This window comes from Nocardiopsis sp. NPDC006198 (assembly GCF_040613895.1).
Lineage (GTDB): Bacteria > Actinomycetota > Actinomycetes > Streptosporangiales > Streptosporangiaceae > Nocardiopsis > Nocardiopsis tropica.
The window spans coordinates 160870-177731 of record NZ_JBEXSY010000002.1; the positions used below are offsets into that span (position 1 = coordinate 160870).

Consider the following 16862-nt stretch of genomic DNA (forward strand, 5'->3'; position numbering starts at 1 on the left):
TCCGCGCCGGACACGCCTCAGCGGCGGACCATCACGAGCACCCCGCAGGACCAGCCGAGCAGCGGGATCCGCTCCCAGCCCGAACGCGACTCCAGGTCGCCGATCAGCCCCTCCACCTCCAGCCGGTGGCCCTCGGAGTCCGTGCCCTCCGCGTGCCGTGCGAGGTCGGCGACGACGTAGAAGCCGCCCCGGTCCACGAGCGACAGCGCCTCGTCCAGGTGGGTGAACTTGCCCGGCCACGCGTCCGCGAACACCAGGTCGTAGCCGGGGCCGGCGTCGTCCGCCCGACCGGTCAGCCACTCGCCGCCGTCGGCCTCGTAGACCGTCACGCGCGGGTCCACGGTGTGGTGGCGGCGGGCCACGCCGAGGCACTCGGGGTCGTTGTCGACGGTCTCCAGGACGGACTCCCGGTCCATCCCGGCGAGCAGCCACGCGGTACCCGCCCCGGTGCCGGTGCCCAGTTCGAGCAACCGCCCTCCGGGCTTGGACGCCGCCAGGGCCCGGAGCAGGCGGCCGACGCCCTCCTCGCAGGACATGGTGAAGCCGATGGCCTCGGTGTCGGCCTCGATCGCGGCCAGGGACGCGGGTCGCCGGTCCGGCGCTGTGGTCGCCATGTGGCGGGGCTCCTCGCTGTTCGCCTTGCCCGTCGGGTCGAGGCTACGGCGGCGGGGAGGGCCGGTCCAGCACCCGGACGGGGCGCACGGCGCGCGTCGGCCCCGGCGCGCCGGTCCGGACGGTCCCCGCCGCTCCGGCCGGTGCGACGGATTCGCGTCCCGACGTGTGGACGGGCCGTGGAACGGCTAGGGGGTGGGAACCGGAAGGCACCGAGCAATTGGGAGGCAGCGATGGTCGACGAAACCGGTGCTCCTCCCCGCCGCCCCTGGTTCCGGGGGGCTCTGCGGGGGGTCGTGGGCGCGATGGCCATGAGCGGGATGCGGCAGGTGGCGGTCGGCGTGGGGGCCATCGAGAGGACGCCGCCCGACGCCGTCCTCAAGGAGGGCGTGCCCCTCCTGCTGGAGAGCGTGCCCGAGCACCGCAGGTCGGCCGCCGTGGAACTGGCCCACTGGGGGTACGGCGCGACGGCGGGGGCGGCGTTCGCCCTCCTGCCCGCCCGGCTGCGCCGTTCGCGGCTGACCGGGCCGGTGTACGGCGTCGCGGTCTGGGGCCTGTTCGAGGTGGCCGTCGCCCCGGTGCTGGGACTGGCCCACGCGCGCGGGTCCAGGCCGCGCGAGCGGTGGGCGCTGCTGATCGACCACGTCGTCTTCGGGTTCGTCGTCGGCACGCCCCCCGAGGCGGGCATCGCCGGCTCCGACGGCCCGGACGGGGAGCCGGGCGGTGAGCCCCGCGGGGACGGCTCCGGCGCCGGGGGGACCGGGCCGGAGGACCGCCGCCGCGGCGCCTGACCGGGCGGACCGGGCCCGGCCGGGAGAAGAGTTTGGGTTCCAGCGGCCGGGCCCTACTCCTGCGCCTTCTGGAGGCGCACGTAGGCGAGTTGCAGCCAGTCGGACACCGCCACGGCGCTGAACACCGCTCCCGCGCTCCGGGTGAGGGCGGGCGCGAACACCAGCCCGAAGGCGTAGCCGGTGGCCACCCACTGGGCCAGGCAGAAGGGGCAGGTGACCAGCTCGCCGACCGCCTTGCGCCCGCCCTCGCCGCGCACCTCCTCGTCGAGCTCGGCCGGCGCGGAGGCCCCCCGGAAGCGCGTGAAGAACGACCGCAGCGGGCTGGTCACCGGGTCCTTGGCCAGCAGCCGCGACAGCTTGTGGGTGGTGAGCCCCATCAGCGCCAGGTCCCAGGGCCCCACCGAGGCGGCGGCCTTGCTCCGGCGGGAGCGGCTCGCGACGAGCGCCCCCGCCGCCACCAGGGCCGCGTAGCCGGACGCCACCGCGGCGTAGCCGACGAGCGGCTGGTCGCTGCCCCCGCGGTAGGCCTCCGCCTCCTGCCGGACGGTCTCCTTGACGCTCTCCGCGCCGGAGGTGTCGTCAGTCATCGTCCCCGTTCCTCCTTCGTCTCGTTCCGCCTCCGTTGCCGGACCTGGTGCGGGCCCAGTCGTGCAGCGCCTCCCTGTCGGCCGCCCCGTCGACGTTGACGGCGGCCTCGATCAGCGCGAGGTGCGTGAAGGCCTGGGGGAAGTTGCCCAGCTGGGTGCCGTCCGCGGTCATCTCCTCGGCAAGGAGCCCCAGTTCGCCCCCGCTCCCGCACAGCCGCTCGAACCTCTCCCTCGCCTCGTCGGTCCGCCCGGCGAGGACGAGCGCGGACACCATGTCGAACGAGCAGAGGAGGAAGGCGCCCTCCGGGGTGCCGATCCCGTCGCCGGTCTCCTCGGGGTCGTACCTGCGGATCAGGCCGCCGCCCTCGCCCAGTTCGGCCTCCACGCGCTCCAGGGTGCGGAGCACACGCGGGTCGGTGCCGTCGAGGAAGCCCAGGAGCGGGATCCGCAGCAGCGAGCCGTCCACGTTGGCCGCGCCGTAGGACTGGACGAAGGAGCCGGTGGACGGGTCGTAGCCGTGGTCGAGGACGTCCCGGCGGATCGCGCGGGCCTCCTCGCGCCATGCCTCCAGCGGCACCTCGTCCTCCCCGCCGGTCATCTCCGCGAGCTGGACCGCGCGGTCGAGGCACACCCAGGCGTAGACCTTGGAGCTGGTCCAGTGCCGGGGATCCGACCTGACCTCCCACATGCCCTCGTCCGGCTCCCGCCACAGCTCGCGCGCCGACTCGACCACGGTGGCGAGCCGGGCCAGCTCGTCCGGCGGCAGGCTCCCGGTGGCGTCCTCGTAGGAGAGGGCCGCGTCGAGGATGTGCCCGTAGACGTCCAGCTGGTGCTGCGAGTAGGCCGCGTTGCCGGTCCGGACCGGCCGCGCTCCGCCGTACCCGGACAGGTGGTCCAGGACCTCCTCCTCGGGGGGCGGTTCCTCGTCGACCGTCTCCACGGGCGGGAGCCATCCCTTCGGGCGACCGCACACCCGCAGCAGGAAGCTCAGGTAGCTCCCCGCCTCGGCCTCGTGCCCGAGGCGGAGGAAGGCCAGCACCACGAGGGCCGCGTCGCGGTGCCACACGTAGCGGTAGTCCCAGTTCCTGGTCCCTCCCGGCCACTCCGGCAGGGAGGTGGTGGGCGCGGCGATCAGGGCTCCGCTCTCCTCGTGGAGCAGCCCGCGCAGGGTGAGCGCGCTGCGGCGCACGTGGGTGGCCCCCGCGCCATCGTAGTCGGTCCGTGCCGACCACGCCCGCCACGCGTCCACCGTCCCCCGGAGCAGGGCGCGCCCCTCCCCCAGGTCGACGCGGCGCTCGCCGTGGAGGTAGTCCAGCGCGAAGACCGCGGTGTCCCCCTCGGAGAGCTCCACCAGGAACTCGGGGTCGCCGTCCCCGGTGAGGCCGGGGCCGGGAGCGCCCGACAGCAGCGGGCCCGACGCCTCCCTCAGGCCCCCGTCCACGCTCTCCCACCGCGGCTCCGAGCGTCCGAAGTCGGGACGGGCACGCAGTCGGGAGCGCACGGAGGTGGTGCCCGACCTGCACTCGACGAGCCGCACGAGGACGCCCTCGCGGTACAGGCCCTCCTTCCCCCCGGGGGTCCGCACCGCGAGCAGGTCGCGGACCGCGACCTCCACCCCGTCGCCCCGCCACAGGGTCTCCAGGACGAGTGTCTCGTCCACGTAGGCGCGCTCCGCCGGCCGCGCCCCCTGGACCTCCAGGGTCCACTCCCCGCCGCGGTCCGGGTCGAGGATCCCGGACAGGAACGCGGGCCCGTCGAACCTCGGCGCGCACAGCCACGTGACCGTGCCGTCCGGTGTGGTGAGAGCCGCGGTGTGGCAGTCCGAGAGGAAGCCGTGGTCCCCGATGCCCGTCGTCCCCTGCCCCATCGGCCCCTCCCCGTGGTCCTCCCGCGAGCGCTTCCTCTCCGCCTGCCCTGGGAAGGACGGGACGAAACGACACTTCAGAGTCCTGGTGTGCACATAAGGAACCACTGCCCCGGGTAGCGCAGGGGGAAGGACCCGAGTTCGTGACGGAGGTCGGTATGGAGACCGGGAACGGGGGACGCCGGGTGGCCGTCGTCAGCGGCGCCAGCGCCGGCGTCGGCCGGGCGACCGCGCGGGAGTTCGCCCGCCGAGGCTACGCGGTGGCCCTCCTCGCGCGCGGCGCGAAGGGGCTGGCCGCCGCCGAGCGGGAGGCGCACGAGGCCGGGGTCCCCTCGCTGGCCGTCCGCACGGACGTCGCGGACGCCGCGGCGGTGCGCGAGGCCGCGGCCCGGACCGAGGCCGCGCTCGGCCCGGTGGACGTGTGGGTGAACGCGGCCTTCGCCTCGGTCATCGCCCCCTTCGGAGAGGTGGAGCCCGAGGAGTACCGCCGGGTCACCGACGTCTGCTACCACGGCTACGTCCACGGCACGCGGACCGCGCTGGAGCTGATGGCGCCCCGGAACCGGGGCGTGGTCGTGCAGGTCGGGTCGGCCCTGGCCTACCGGGGCATCCCCTTCCAGTCCGCGTACTGCGGGGCCAAGCACGCGGTGCGCGGGTTCACCGACTCCGTGCGCGCCGAACTGGTGCACGCCCGGTCGCGGATCAGGTTGACGGAGGTCCACCTGCCGGCGGTCAACACCCCGCAGTTCTCGTGGGTCCGCTCGCGGATGGGGGCGCGGACCAGGCCCGTGCCGCCGGTCTACCAGCCGGAGGTGGCGGCGCGCGCGATCGTGTGGGCCGCCGAGCACCCCCGGCGCCGCCGGTACTGGGTGGGCGCGTCGACCGTGGGCACCGTGCTGGCGCAGCGTCTCGCCCCGAGGGCGCTCGACCTCCAGCTGGGCCTCTCCGGCAGGGACAGCCAGGTCCGGGACGAGCCCGCGCCCGAGCGGGACAACCTGTTCGAGCCCGTGGACGACGTGCTGGACTTCGGAGCGCACGGGGAGTTCGACGACGAGGCGTGGGGCGTCAGCCCCCTCGACGAGCTGAACCGCAGGCGCCGTCCCGCGGCCCTGGTCGGCGCCGCCGCGCTGGCGGCGGGGGCCGCGGTCTACGCGTCCCGCCGGCTCCGTCGGTGAGGGGCTCGACCGGCACGGCGGCCGGGGAGCCGGGGTGTCCCGGCCGGAGGCGGGGCGGGGGCGCGGGGGCCGGCGAACGGGTCCGACAGGACATGTCCGAGAGCGAGGAGGAAGAAGATGACCGAGCACGATCCGACCGTGGACGACGCGTGGGAGGACTTCCACTCGGCGGTGAACATGACCGGTGAGGAGCTGCGCGAGTGGCTGCTGACCAACGCCTCCGGCGAGGAGGGCTTCCGGCCGGAGCCCGGCCACACGGTGTCCCGGCGGGGCGAGGCGGTCGTGAACCTGCTCTCCAAGCGCCGTGTCGACGTGACGGGGGCCGACGTCGAGCTGATGCGCGAGGTGTCGGATCTCGTCCGGCGCGAACTGGCGGACCCGCACCGCGAGGATCCCGGCTGGCGGCGCCGCCTGATGTCGGTGGGGCACGACCCGCTCAGCCCAGACTCGGCGCGGCCCGACGAGGAGGACCTCGCGTAGCCGGGCCGGGCCCACCGGTGCAGGGCCGCCCGACGGGGAGTCCGTCCGGCCGCCGAGACCCGGCCCGGTCCCCGTCCGGTGTCCGCCACCACCAGGCACACTCTCGCCCGACCGGATACGAGCCCCGGCAGAGCAGCGGCCGACGGACCGGTGAGGGACAGGAGGGACAGGGGTCCCGGAGGGTGACGAAGGGCAGGAAGGCGAAGGGGCGGCGCCCGGTACGGGCTCCGCCCCTCTCCGTTCCCCCTCAGCCCTCGCCGTCGGGCCCGCGCTGCCCCCGGTACTGGGAGGCCTGGCGGGCGATCTCGTCCTCCAGGACGGCCCGCTGCCTGACCTTGTCGCTGCGCATCCGCCGATCGTTCTCGTTGCGGTCGGCCTGCTGCTGGGCGTCCAAGCGCCCCACATCCCGATCTGTGTCCACCTGGAGCTGCTTGCGCCGGATCCGCAGCTTCTCCCCGTGGCGCTCCCGGTGGAAGTCGGCCCGGGCGGTGTACAGCTCGTCGTACTTGCTCGCCCCTCCGAGCACCTTGGTCAGGACCGGGAACAGGTCCACGGCAACCAGCAGGAGCCTCAACAGCAGCACCGCCGCCATGACGTAGAAGTTCCCCCTGGCGAGCTCGCCCAAGGCCTCCATCTCGTCGATGATCCCGTGCTCCCCCTCCGCGGCGGTCCGGTCCGCGACCTTCTCGTCGATCAGCTCGCCGCGCGCGGAGGCGAAATCCGCTGTCGACACCCCCGAAGCGGAAGTGAGGCCCTCCACCTCGGAGTCGAGTTCCAGCAGGTTGGCCTGGTAGGAGGAGAGCCGGCTGTCCTCCTCGAACGCGTCGGCCTCGCCGCGCAGCCGCTGACAGTTGACGCCCTCACCCGCTCGGCCGGTCAGCCCGTCTCCGGAACTGCCGTTGCACTCCAGACGGGCCAGCTCCTGCTTCTCCTCCAGCTGGCCCCGGAGGGAGTCGACGTGTTCCTGCACGCGGTCGCGTTCGGCGACCGTCGCTGCCAGCGCGGACCGGTCGGCGGCGAGAGTGCTGCCGCCGACCGTCAACAGGAACTCCTCCGTGCAGGACGGATCGGTGCTCTGTTCTCCCGACACCGGGTTGCAGCGCTCCAGCGACGACCGGAAGGCCGCCTCCTCCTGCTGCCGGTCGACCCGGATCTCCTGTTCGACGGACGGCCGGAAGACGTAGAGGAGCACGGGCTCGGCGACGACCACGCTGACCAGCACGGCCAGGATGATCCGCCCCGTGTAGTCGCGGAACCGGTGGCCCTTCTTCACACCGTGCATGGTCGAGAGCATCCAACAGTCGAAGACCAGGATGAGCCCGGCCCAGAACGCGGCGGCGGGGACCAGGAGCGGCCACGGGGTGTCGGTGAACCGGCCGAGCGCGACGAAGACGGCGATCCCGGCCAGGAGGGAGGTGCAGACGACCACCAGCCCCTGGAGGGTGTAGCGGGGGCGTTCCTCGGGGACCTCGTCCAGGAGGTCCTCGTCGACGCCGGTCAGGCGGCGCAGCACACGGCTTGTCCAGGCGCGGAATCTGTACGGACGGCTCTCGGGAGGGAGCCGGGGCTCCTCCGCGGTCTCCGGGCGGGAGCCCGCCTCCGGTGGGGCGACGGTGCTATGCGTCATGGTCGTCCTCGCTCAGGCCCTCCGAATAGGAGCGCCGCCCCCTCACTCCGTTCTCGGGGCCGTCACCGACGGCGGCCTCGCGAGGCAGGACGTGGTCTCCCTCCGTCCTCCCTCCCCCGGAGCGCGGGTCCTCACCGGTCTGCGCGACGATCTCGCCGGTGTCCACGGCGGGCTCCGCCACCGTCGTGTTCCGCTCACCGCTGCCGATCGACTCGGTGCGCATCGGGAACATCTCGGGGTCGACGAAGTCGACGACCTCGGCGGCGGTCATGGCGCCGTCCACATAGTTCTCCCGGATCGCCGTCTGGGCCAACTGGGAGCGGACCTGCATACGGCGGTGCTCGTCCTCACGTGCCCAGGTCTCCCTGCGCAGGGCGAGATCGCGCTCCCACTCCCCCTGGCGCTGCCGCTCCTGCCGTTCGGCCTCCTCGCGCTCCCTTTCCCGGGTGAGGGCCCGCTCGCGCTCGGCGGTGATGCGGTGCGCGACCTCGGTCGGGTCGATGCGGCCCTCGGCCAGCGCCAGCATGACCGCGTTGATGGTGTCGTTCTGGACAGCCTCGCTGAGCCCGGCCATGATCGAACGGGTGTGGTTCGTGACCTTCTCCTTCATCAGGTGGTCGTGCTCGGTGCGGGCCACCTCGACCTCCTGTTCGTGACGGGTGGTGCGCCATGTCCCCCGCGTCTCACGGAGGCTGTTCGGGGTGAGCACCTCCGTACCGACGTACTCGATCCGCATCCCCCGGACCTCGGGCGGCGACAGGTCGATGAACGCCTTGACGTGGCTCCACACCAGCTCGCGGACGTCGTTGATGTCGGCCAGCCTGAGGTTCTGGGCGATCTGCGGCAGCTTGTCGTAGCGCCTCATGTAGCCGGTCAGGAAGCGGTCGGCGTCTCCCCGGCCCTCGCTGACCACGGTCACCGGGTCGATGACCGTACAGGCGAAGGTCGTCCGAACCTCGAACTCGTCGTCCTCCGCGGAGGGGATCGAGAGGACCACCACGACCGCGACGTCGTGTCCGACGTCGACCAGGCTCACGTGGTCCGCCTCGACGACGCGGTTGTCGTCGAGGGCGAGACCGCCCCTGTCCACGTGGAACGCGCCGCCGCTGCGGTAGACGCGCACCTGATGGGCGGCGGGTTGCGGCAGTTCGGAGGCCTCGCGGCGACGGCCGCGCAGGTTGAGGAATCCCTGTCGGGCCGGAGCGCCCAGGGCGCGTTCCTCCACGACCGGATAGGTGGCGGGTTTCATGTCGTCGTCACTTTCGTGAGGGGGCCTGGGCCCGGGCCTGCGCCCGCGCCGGTCGGGGTGTCGGTGCCGTCCCCGAAGACCCCGGCGAGGATCTCCAGGACGGCGTCGGTGGAGGGGTCACTGCCCGCGCAGCGGCGGACCGCGCTGACGAAGCTGGTCCGGAACCCGGTGCGTTCGTCCGGCCGCAGCATCGGTACGAGGGCGAGGAGCAGGTCGCGCGCCGTGCCCTGCGCGTCTGCACCGTTGCGCTGGAGCGCCCTCAGGGTGCGCCACAGGGCCTCGATCGACAGGCGCCGCACAGGGCGATGACGGACCGTCTCCACCCACAGGCAGGCCACTGTGGGGATCTGGTCCGGGGCGAGCATGAGGTGGCGGGCTATCGCCGGGTCGGCGCCGAGGGCTTCCCTCCCCTGTCCGTCCTCCGCCGCGAGAGGTCCCGCGGTGCCGTCCGGGCCGCCGCCGGGCTCAGCCGGGGACCGGCCGTCGCCGTCCAGGGCCTCTCCGGTACCCGTGTCGTCGGGCCCGTCGTCCTCGTGGGCCGGGGGCGGCCCCCCGGTGACGGGTTCGCTTGTGGGGACCGTGAGGGCGGAGAAGACCGCGATGATCAGCAGTGTCCGGTTGATCCGGTCAGAACCGAAGCGGCGGATGTCGAGCAGTCCGTCGTCGAGCCTGCGCAGCACGGCCCGTCCGTTGCCGCCCCTGTCCACCAGGCTGCCGAAGAGCGTGCCGATGGACTGGGCCGCGCTCAGCCGTCGCTCCGCCGCATCCTCTTCGAGCATCCGGGACCACAGCCGGTTGAAGGCCTCGGTCGGATAGGCCACGCCCAGCTCACCGCTCCACACGTGGAGTGCCGTCTCGGCCTGCGCCGGCGTGCCGTGGGAGAGCCAGCGGTCCGCGGTCCGCAGGACCACGGGGGCGAGCCCCTCGTCCATGCACATGGACCACAGGACGAAGACGCACGTGTCGCGGCCGTCGCCGCCACCCCTTCTCGACCACCGGTCCAGGTAGAGATCGTGGACCTCCTCGAAGGCGATTCCGGCCAGGGCCGCCAGGCCGCGGGCGAGGAACACCCTCCGGGTCTCGTGGCCGACGACCGTCCTGGTCCAGGACTCGACGGCGTTCCAGAAGTCCGCGTCGTAGCGCTCCCATAGCTGACGCAGGACCTCGGCCCGGTCGCCGTTCTCGGCGAACCCGGGGAAGCGCCGGACCAACCAGCCGTCGTCGCGGAGCCTGACCCGGATCAGGCTGTGCCCTCCCGCACCTCGCCGCCGCCGAAGCATGGGCAGGCGGTCCGGTTCCTTCTCGGTGTCACCTTCCGCCGTACGCCCGGAAGACCCCTCCAGGGGAGCCGTTGAGGGAAAGGCCCTGTTCAGACGGTGGTGCAGTCGTTTGGCAAGGATCTCGTAGTCGCGTTCGTGCACACCGTGGAGGAGCGCGAGCGCGGTGGCGTCGGCGACGTCACGCCTTTCCGGGTCGGCGTCGAACCACTCCTGGACCCGGGTACGGGAGGAGGACCGCAGGACGCCCTCGACCGCCGCCTGTGGGTCCTCTCCGGCTGCGATCCCCTCCGCGACAGCCACGACGTCGGCGAGTGACCGGTCGTCCGGGAGGGCGGCGGCGGCCTTCTCGGCCGCCTCCGGCACGCCGGGGTCACCACCGGGGTCCGTGCCTTCCTCCCCCGGGGCCCGTGCCCGCAGGTGTTCGTGGAGGACGTCGACCACGCGGGGGCGGGTCCAGGGGACGGAGGGCGCCGTCCTCCCGGTGGGAACACCCCGGTCGCAGGTGAGGACGAGGTGTGCCCCGGCGTTGGCGACACACCCGAACAGCACCGACCACTGGTACTCGTGCTCCGCCGGTGAGTCCCACCGGTCCACGCCGAACCAGTCCAGGACGATGTAGCCGCGGCCGGGCACGAAGTCGCGGTCCGCCAGGGACTCCAGGGTCTGGCTCGGCGGGAGCACAGTGATCCCGCCGTCGGAGAGCCTCGAGAGGAGGGAGATCGCTCCGGTCCTCTTACCGGTTCCCGCCTCCCCTGTGAGGACGAGGACGGCCCTGTCCGCCAGGAGCTCGGCTGCGGCCGTGTAGCCCTCAGGGGTGGCGAAGGCCCGGACGGCCTCGCTGATCTCGTGGTCCCGCATGGGGCCGGTGACCGATGGGCGTGGGGAGTCCGGTTCCCCGGGCTCCCCCGCCGCACCGAAGGTACCGTTCTGGGCGTTGACCATGCCGTAGAACACGTTGGTCACCCGGCTGGGGATCTCTGTCCACGGATCGGTTCGGTCGCGGGGCCCGTCGTCGGGCCCGGTTCCCTCACGCTCTCCGGGGCCCGACGGGGCGTCGCCGGGGGGACCGTCACCGGGAGGCGCCTTGCCCGGGGTCTCGGAGGCACCGGGCTCCCGGTCCGCCTCCCCCTGCCGCCTCCGGTCGGCCGCCTCTTTCTCGCGCTCGGGGCCCTTCCCGCGCGGTGAACGCCCGGCCCCGGCGGAGCGGGCGGCCCGACGCTCTTCGCGCGGCCGCTCCGCCGCACCGTCCGGCCGTCGTCGGGGGGCCTCGTCGGGGTGCTCGTCCACGTGCCCCCCCTAGTGGCGGACGCCGAAGACGGCGTTGGAGGCGTCGACGTTGCCGTGCATGACGTTGGTGACCGCTGGGGAGTCTCGTCGCTCCGGTCCGGCCCCCGGCTCCCCGGGCCGGGCGGACCGCTCCGCCTCCGGGGCCGGGGAGGGAGCCGGGCCCGCTCCGGAGGTGGTCGGGGAGAGGGCGGTGGCGCCGCCCCCGAAGGCCCCGGGCCTGCGCGGGTGGTGACCGGGCACGTGCACCCAGACCGGCTCCTCGTACTCCTTGTTGCGGACGGTCGTGAGGACGAAGTCCTCGGGGCGCAGGCGTGTGTGGCCCTGGGCGACGACGTCCTGGTGGACGGGGGCGGTCACAGCGACGACGAGGTCGGCGCCCGAGCCCGAGAGGACGTCGCGCAGGGCGTCGCTGTCCACGACCCGGGCAGCGGTGACGATCCCGTTGCCGGAGTAGCCGGCGGTCGGCGAGGACACGGCGGACCCGTGGTGGATGACCATGCGCAGTCGCAGGCGCCCCGCCTCGGTCCGGTTGTGGTTGTGGCGGCGCAGGACGTAAGCGACCTCGGGAACGTAGAGGTCGAGCAGGCGGGGCTCCTCCACCGTGGTCGGCAGGACCGCCATCTCTCCGTCGCCCGTGGTCGAGACGTGCCATGTCCCCCGATCGAGGCCCACGCGCTCGGCCGCCGCGGTGAGCAGGACGGGGATGGCCTCCTGGATCTGGTGCTGGGTGAGCTCGTCCGAACTCCCGTAGCCCTTGGCGTCGACCGTGACGATGAGACGCCGACCGAAATCGGGTGTCTGTGTCATTTCCTCACTACTTCCTCATGTGAAATCGCGGAACGCTGCCAGTGTGGTCCGCAGCGCGCAGGCGAATCCCTGACCAGTCGGCAATCCACCCGCTCCACCGGCGTGAGAACCGGCACACAGCGGAACACGGACCAGTCGGCCATCCGAACCACCAGGGGGGAGTGCAATGGAGGTCGTTTCTCGCACCGAAGAAGGGATGGCAATGGAATCTCGCAGGGAGGACGTTATCGACTCAGCCCTGGCCGCAGTGGCGTTTTTCCAGAACAACGTCTCCCAGGCCGACACGAAGATCGGTTTCCTGTGCGCCGCCCAGGCGGGGTTCGCCATGGCGCTCGTGAACGGCGAGGGCGTGTCCGAAGGACATCCGATCACCTCGGCTTTATCTCTCCTGGCCTGCGCGTTCGCCTTCCTGGCATCGGGCTATCACCTGGTTTTGGCACTGCGTCCGAGAACGCTTTTCCGCGGTGGCGGGAGGATGGTCATCGGTTTTCCCCGCCCGAACTCCGAGCGCCCGTTGACCGCGGACGAGGTGTGGCGCATGGCAGAGGTCTTCTCCACCATTTCCAGGGCCAAGAACCAGCACATCCGGAGGTGCATCCCGTGGCTGGCGTTCATGCTCGTCCTGGTCGTGGCGAATGGTCTGGCGGGAAGACTCACCCCCTGATGCGCTTCATCCCTTTTCGTACACCGCGTGCAGTCTGTCCATATCGATAATCACGACGTGGCGGTAACGCGTCAGCAGCAACCCCTCGTCGCGGAACCGCCTCATGGCGTTGCCGACGGCGTCCGTGCGGGCCCCGATGAGCTTGCCCAGGTCGGTCTGCGACAGCCGCACCCCCAACTCGACGCCCTCGGGGGAGCGGATGCCGTGCCGCCCGCCCAGGTCCACGAGAACGCGGGCGAGGCGGGCGTCCACCTCGTAGCCGACGAACTCGGCGCGGTGCCGGTCAGCGGATTCCAGACGGTCGCCCATGACCGCACCGACCGCCTCCCAGGCGTCGCGGTGCCCCTCCAAGAAGTCCCGGAAGACCTTGTACGTGTAGGAACGGACGGTCATCGGCGTGCACGCCATGACGGTGGCGCTGGCCCCGCTGGCGCGGAACATGCCCATCTCGCCCACGACGTCGCCGTGCACCCGAATGCCGAGCATCACCTCGGTACCGTTGCGCAGTACCGAGGTGACCTTGGCAAAGGCGGGCTCGCCGGCCTCGGGAGGGCTCAGGAGCAGGATCATCTCCCTGTTCTCGCCCTGACCGATCAGCACGTCGTCGGCGGACAGGCGGCGGGGCGGGGCCAGAGCCAGCAGCCTGGTCGCCGTGTCGGCCCCCACCCTCGCCATAAATGTCCCGGCAGGCCAGTGGTTCGTCGTCATCGTGGCTCCTCCCAGGACCCATGATGCCCGCCCGCCTCTCAGGAGAGGGGTGATTTCTCCGGTTCCGCCTCCCCGCGCCGGCCCAGGGCGAGGACCCCCGCCACCGCCAGGGCGGCGACCCCGGCCAGGGCGAGGGCCACGACGTGGAACGCGTCCGTGAACCCCTCCCCCTCCAGCCGGCCCCCGGTGAGTGCCGCGAGAACGGCTCCCGCGCAGGCGAGGGCGACCGTCTCCACGGTGATGCGGGTCGCGTTGAACACCCCGGCGGCGACCCCGGTCCGCTCGACGCCCACCACCCCCATCGCCATGCCGTCGACGGTGCCGTTGGTGAGGCCCACGCCCACCGCGATCAGCAGGAACGGGAGCAGGAGCGTCCACGGCGTGGCGTCCGGACCGAGCACCAGAAGGCCCGCGGAGCCCGCCCCGCACAGGACCAGGGCGCCCACCACGACAGCGGTGTGGGGCAGCCGGGCGGCCAGCTCCGCCCCCAGCGCGGGCAGGAACAGCGTCGGCCCCGTGAGCATCAGCAGCCACAGTCCGGCCTGCGCCGCGCCCAGGCCCACCACCGCGATCAGGTACGAGGGCAGGTAGACGAGCAGGGGAACGAGGACCGCCATGAACGCGGCCGCCGCCAGGGCGTACGCGACGAACCTCCGGTTGCCGAGCAGCGCCACGTCGACCAGCGGTTCGGGGCTGCGCCGTTCGACCAGGACGAAGGCGGCCAGCAGCAGTGCAGACACCGCGAGCCCCGCCAGCACCACCGGCAGGCCCCGTGCGGGGCCCTCGACCAGGGCGGCGATCAGGACCGCCAGCGCCGAGGTGAACAGGACCGCGCCCGGCCGGTCGACCGGCCTCCCGGTGCCGCGCGCGGCGGGCAGCAGCGGGACCAGCGCCAGGGCGAGACCGGCGACCACGGCCGGGGCGGCGAACGCGGCCCGCCAGCCCAGGGTGTCCACCAGCAGCCCGGCGACGGCGGGGCCGAAGGCGGTGCCCGCGCCCAGCACCGTGCCGAGGAGGCCGAAGGCCCGCGCACGCGCGGGCCCCTCGAAGGTCGCGGCGAGCATCGCACCGCCCCCGGCGACCGCCGCCGCGGCGCCGACGCCGCCGACCGCGCGGAACAGGTTCAGTACGGCGACGTCCCGCGCGAACAGGCACAGCAGGCCGGCCGCGCAGAAGAGGAGGACCCCCGCGGCGTAGACGCGCCGACGGCCGACCGCGTCGGCCACGGACCCGGCGCACACGAGGAACGCGGCGAAGCACGCGTTGTAGGAGTTGACGACCCACTGGAGCGCGGTCGGGCCGCCGCCGAGCTCGGCGCCGACGGCGGGCAGCGCCACCGAGGCGCCGGTGATGGCCAGGGGGAACGTGAGGGTGGAGAGGAGGACGGCGAGGAGGACTACCCCGCCGCGTGCGGGTGGTGTGGACAAGTCGGAGGCTCCGGGCGTTCAGGAACGGAGCCGGGGCAGCACGGAGGGCCGCACCGGCGTGGTCGCTGATGCGGCGGAGGACTCTGGGGTCGGCCGCCGCTAGGCGGCCACGTCAACCGATTCGGGCACGGGCCGGACACTAGCCGAGCCGCGAGGATCCCCGCCACCCGTTTTCGCGTCTCCCCACCACGCCGGGCCCTGCCCGTATGCGGCCGCACCGGGCCCGACACCGGTGCGGCCTCCTGGGTGGTCGGAGCGACCCGGGAAGGGTCAGACCAGTAACTGGATGAAGTGGTGGGCGAGGGCTCCGGAGGTGGCGGCGAGGACATGGCAGGCCGCTGTCCAGCCGATGCGGCGGCGGGGTTTGCGGTGGCTCGCCGGGCGGCGCGGCAGGGGGCGTGCCCGGGTTCGGGGAGCCGAGGTGAGCGGAGGAGCGGGCTCGGACATGGGAAGAGACGGCTGCCCGGCCTCCTGGGCGGCGATCGCCAGGTCCATCCACGGGGGCACCGCGCCGTGGACGAGGCTGTAGCGGACCCGGGGGTTCTCCCCCATCTGGGCGAGGACGGCCCGCTCTCGCGGGGTCCGCCCCAGGGACGCGAGCGGGGGCTCGACGGCGTCACGACCGTGGGCGGAACGGTGGTCCCGGGGTGCGTGAAGGGCTCGGCGTGGGCCGTGGCGACGTGCTCCGGGATGGGGCGAGGATGCGGTCATCGGTCGGCTCCCTGAGGGAAGGAGAGCCGGAAGTCGGCCCACAGGACGGTTCCGAGGCCCTCGCAGAACGGGAAGTCGACCACTCGGCGGGTCCCCCACCGGATGGTGAGGTGGTGGACGATCAGCAGGCCCCGGCCGCGTTCGGCGTCCCGCCACTCCTGGGCGGTGCGCTGACGGGGGATGCGGGGACGGGTGCCGGTGTCGCGGTAGCCGTCGTCGATGACCGACAGCCGAACGGTGTGGTCGCCGGGGCTGGACAGGGTGCGGATGACCCGGCCGTCCTCCTCGCCGGACCTGGAGTGGTCACAGGCGTTGGCGAACATCTCGCTGGCGCACAGGACGATCGAGTCCGTCTGGTCCGGGTCCAGGTCCGGGAGCCGGGAGAGGTCCAGGCGCAGCTCAGCGCGGACACGGGCGGTGGTGCCCAGGGTTCCGGGGTACAGGCGGGGTTCCCACCGGTGCTCCAGGGCGTCCCCGGCGGGGACTTCTGGGGTGGGGCGGGGCGGCAGAATGAACATGCCACGATCTCCTTGTTCAGGGGTGTGGGTCGTCGGCCGTGCCCTGGGGGTGTGATTGCACCCGCCAGGGCTTTCGCGTGCCCGGCCGGGGCACGTGTGCGTGGATCAGTGGTTCCGGCTCGCGACCGGTTCGGTGATCAGCGAGGGCAGGCCGTCCATGCCGGACCCGGCGGTGATGGCCTGCCGCTTGGGCGGTTCCTCGAAGCGCTTCGCGGCTTCCTCGATGAGGCGCAGGGACGCCTGCGCGGAGAGGGCCACGCTCTGGAGGGTGGCGAAGAGGTCCGTGTAGCCCTTGATCTGCTTGGCGTCGGTGACGGTGTGGCCCGGCCCGCGCGGGTGCGGGGTGTAGGCGAGCGTGTGGCGGGGCGAGAAGGAGAGGGTCCAGAACGCGCCGCGCAGTCCGGGGTGGTGGGGGAGGTCGTCGGGGACCACCTGGATGGTCACCGCCTCGGAGGTGGCGAGCATGCGCATGTGCTGGAGCTGGTCGCGCGTGGTCCTGGCGTCGGAGACGACCCGGGTCAGCGCCGCTTCGTCCACCACCAGGCAGTGGAACGGGGGGCCGTACGAGGTGGAGGACACCCGGCGGATACGCGGCCGGTCCCTGAGCACCAGCCGGGCCTCCATGGGGCGCTCGACGCGGGTCAGGGCTCGCGCGTACTCCTCGGTGAGGAAGGGGTCGGGGAGGACGAGCGGTGCGTAGTAGCGCATCTGGTCGACATGCTCCGTCAGGGCGAAGATGTCCGCCCCGGCCTGGAGGAAGGTCGTGATGCGGGTCTGCGCCCAGGCGTCGAGCAGGACGCCCTCCGCGTCGAGCTTCTCGTCCAGGACGACCGCCGCGCCGAGGTCGGGGACGTGGGAGCCCTCCTCGATCAGGTGCAGGGTTCGGACGGAGAAGAGGCTGTGCTCGGTCACCTCCTCCGGCGATACCCCTGTCTTCTCGCGGGCCGCCCGGACCCGGGCACCGAAGCGCTCCCACGGGTCAGGAGCCTCCCCACCCACGTCCGTACGAGCATGTATCCGTCGTTCACCAGCCATGACAGCCCTCCTGGAAGAGACGTACAGGCCCACTCGAATG

At 73.0% G+C, this 16862-nt stretch carries 16 protein-coding genes; 4 read left to right on the top strand and 12 right to left on the bottom strand.

Annotated features, from left to right (window positions below):
* Positions 1–17: 17 nt before the first annotated feature.
* Positions 18–614, bottom strand: coding sequence for a class I SAM-dependent methyltransferase (locus tag ABZ234_RS02510; RefSeq protein ID WP_355010704.1), 597 nt, complete (start codon positions 612–614; stop codon positions 18–20).
* A 303-nt stretch (positions 615–917) separates the two neighbouring features.
* On the opposite strand from ABZ234_RS02510, the gene ABZ234_RS02515 reads away from it, so the two are divergent.
* Positions 918–1403 (top strand): hypothetical protein, encoded by a 486-nt coding sequence (locus tag ABZ234_RS02515; protein ID WP_352982392.1) that lies wholly within the window; start codon positions 918–920, stop codon positions 1401–1403.
* Positions 1404–1456: 53 nt separating this feature from the next.
* On the opposite strand, the gene ABZ234_RS02520 is transcribed toward ABZ234_RS02515, so the two are convergent.
* Positions 1457–1990, bottom strand: coding sequence for a DUF1360 domain-containing protein (locus tag ABZ234_RS02520; RefSeq protein ID WP_355010705.1), 534 nt, complete (start codon positions 1988–1990; stop codon positions 1457–1459).
* The gene (locus ABZ234_RS02525; RefSeq protein ID WP_355010706.1) at positions 1983–3857 is read right to left on the bottom strand and encodes a glycoside hydrolase family 15 protein; all 1875 of its coding nucleotides are present in this window, start codon (positions 3855–3857) and stop codon (positions 1983–1985) included. Before ABZ234_RS02525 ends, ABZ234_RS02520 begins: the two co-directional genes overlap by 8 nt.
* Before the next feature lie 155 nt (positions 3858–4012).
* On the opposite strand from ABZ234_RS02525, the gene ABZ234_RS02530 reads away from it, so the two are divergent.
* Both ABZ234_RS02530 and ABZ234_RS02535 read left to right on the top strand, forming a co-directional pair.
* Complete coding sequence (locus tag ABZ234_RS02530; RefSeq protein ID WP_355010754.1) at positions 4013–5029, top strand: SDR family oxidoreductase; 1017 nt, start codon at positions 4013–4015, stop codon at positions 5027–5029.
* Positions 5030–5146: 117 nt separating this feature from the next.
* Positions 5147–5509: a DUF3140 domain-containing protein gene (locus ABZ234_RS02535; RefSeq protein WP_355010707.1), complete on the top strand. Its 363-nt coding sequence runs from the start codon at positions 5147–5149 to the stop codon at positions 5507–5509.
* A gap of 247 nt (positions 5510–5756) precedes the next feature.
* Here the strand turns inward: ABZ234_RS02535 and ABZ234_RS02540 are convergent, their stop codons facing one another.
* The 4 genes from ABZ234_RS02540 to ABZ234_RS02555 all read right to left on the bottom strand — a co-directional run bounded on the left by ABZ234_RS02540 (position 5757) and on the right by ABZ234_RS02555 (position 11759).
* Positions 5757–7136: a DUF4407 domain-containing protein gene (locus ABZ234_RS02540; RefSeq protein WP_355010708.1), complete on the bottom strand. Its 1380-nt coding sequence runs from the start codon at positions 7134–7136 to the stop codon at positions 5757–5759.
* Complete coding sequence (locus tag ABZ234_RS02545) at positions 7126–8385, bottom strand: hypothetical protein (protein WP_355010709.1); 1260 nt, start codon at positions 8383–8385, stop codon at positions 7126–7128. The genes ABZ234_RS02540 and ABZ234_RS02545 overlap by 11 nt, the downstream gene beginning before the upstream one ends.
* Entirely contained in the window at positions 8382–10628 is a 2247-nt protein-coding gene (locus ABZ234_RS02550; protein WP_355010710.1) for a hypothetical protein, read from the bottom strand. Before ABZ234_RS02550 ends, ABZ234_RS02545 begins: the two co-directional genes overlap by 4 nt.
* A gap of 333 nt (positions 10629–10961) precedes the next feature.
* Entirely contained in the window at positions 10962–11759 is a 798-nt protein-coding gene (locus ABZ234_RS02555; RefSeq protein ID WP_267947104.1) for a hypothetical protein, read from the bottom strand.
* A 166-nt stretch (positions 11760–11925) separates the two neighbouring features.
* On the opposite strand from ABZ234_RS02555, the gene ABZ234_RS02560 reads away from it, so the two are divergent.
* The gene (locus ABZ234_RS02560; RefSeq protein WP_344179565.1) at positions 11926–12423 is read left to right on the top strand and encodes a hypothetical protein; all 498 of its coding nucleotides are present in this window, start codon (positions 11926–11928) and stop codon (positions 12421–12423) included.
* A 6-nt stretch (positions 12424–12429) separates the two neighbouring features.
* Here ABZ234_RS02560 and ABZ234_RS02565 read toward each other — a convergent pair whose 3' ends face one another.
* The 5 genes from ABZ234_RS02565 to ABZ234_RS02585 all read right to left on the bottom strand — a co-directional run bounded on the left by ABZ234_RS02565 (position 12430) and on the right by ABZ234_RS02585 (position 16822).
* The gene (locus tag ABZ234_RS02565) at positions 12430–13098 is read right to left on the bottom strand and encodes a Crp/Fnr family transcriptional regulator (protein WP_355010711.1); all 669 of its coding nucleotides are present in this window, start codon (positions 13096–13098) and stop codon (positions 12430–12432) included.
* Between the two features lie 71 nt (positions 13099–13169).
* Positions 13170–14558, bottom strand: coding sequence for an MFS transporter (locus ABZ234_RS02570; protein WP_355010712.1), 1389 nt, complete (start codon positions 14556–14558; stop codon positions 13170–13172).
* A gap of 270 nt (positions 14559–14828) precedes the next feature.
* The gene (locus ABZ234_RS02575; protein WP_355010713.1) at positions 14829–15110 is read right to left on the bottom strand and encodes a hypothetical protein; all 282 of its coding nucleotides are present in this window, start codon (positions 15108–15110) and stop codon (positions 14829–14831) included.
* Between the two features lie 155 nt (positions 15111–15265).
* Positions 15266–15787, bottom strand: coding sequence for an ATP-binding protein (locus ABZ234_RS02580; RefSeq protein WP_355010714.1), 522 nt, complete (start codon positions 15785–15787; stop codon positions 15266–15268).
* A 105-nt stretch (positions 15788–15892) separates the two neighbouring features.
* Entirely contained in the window at positions 15893–16822 is a 930-nt protein-coding gene (locus tag ABZ234_RS02585) for a helix-turn-helix transcriptional regulator (RefSeq protein ID WP_355010715.1), read from the bottom strand.
* Between the last annotated feature and the right edge of the window lie 40 nt (positions 16823–16862).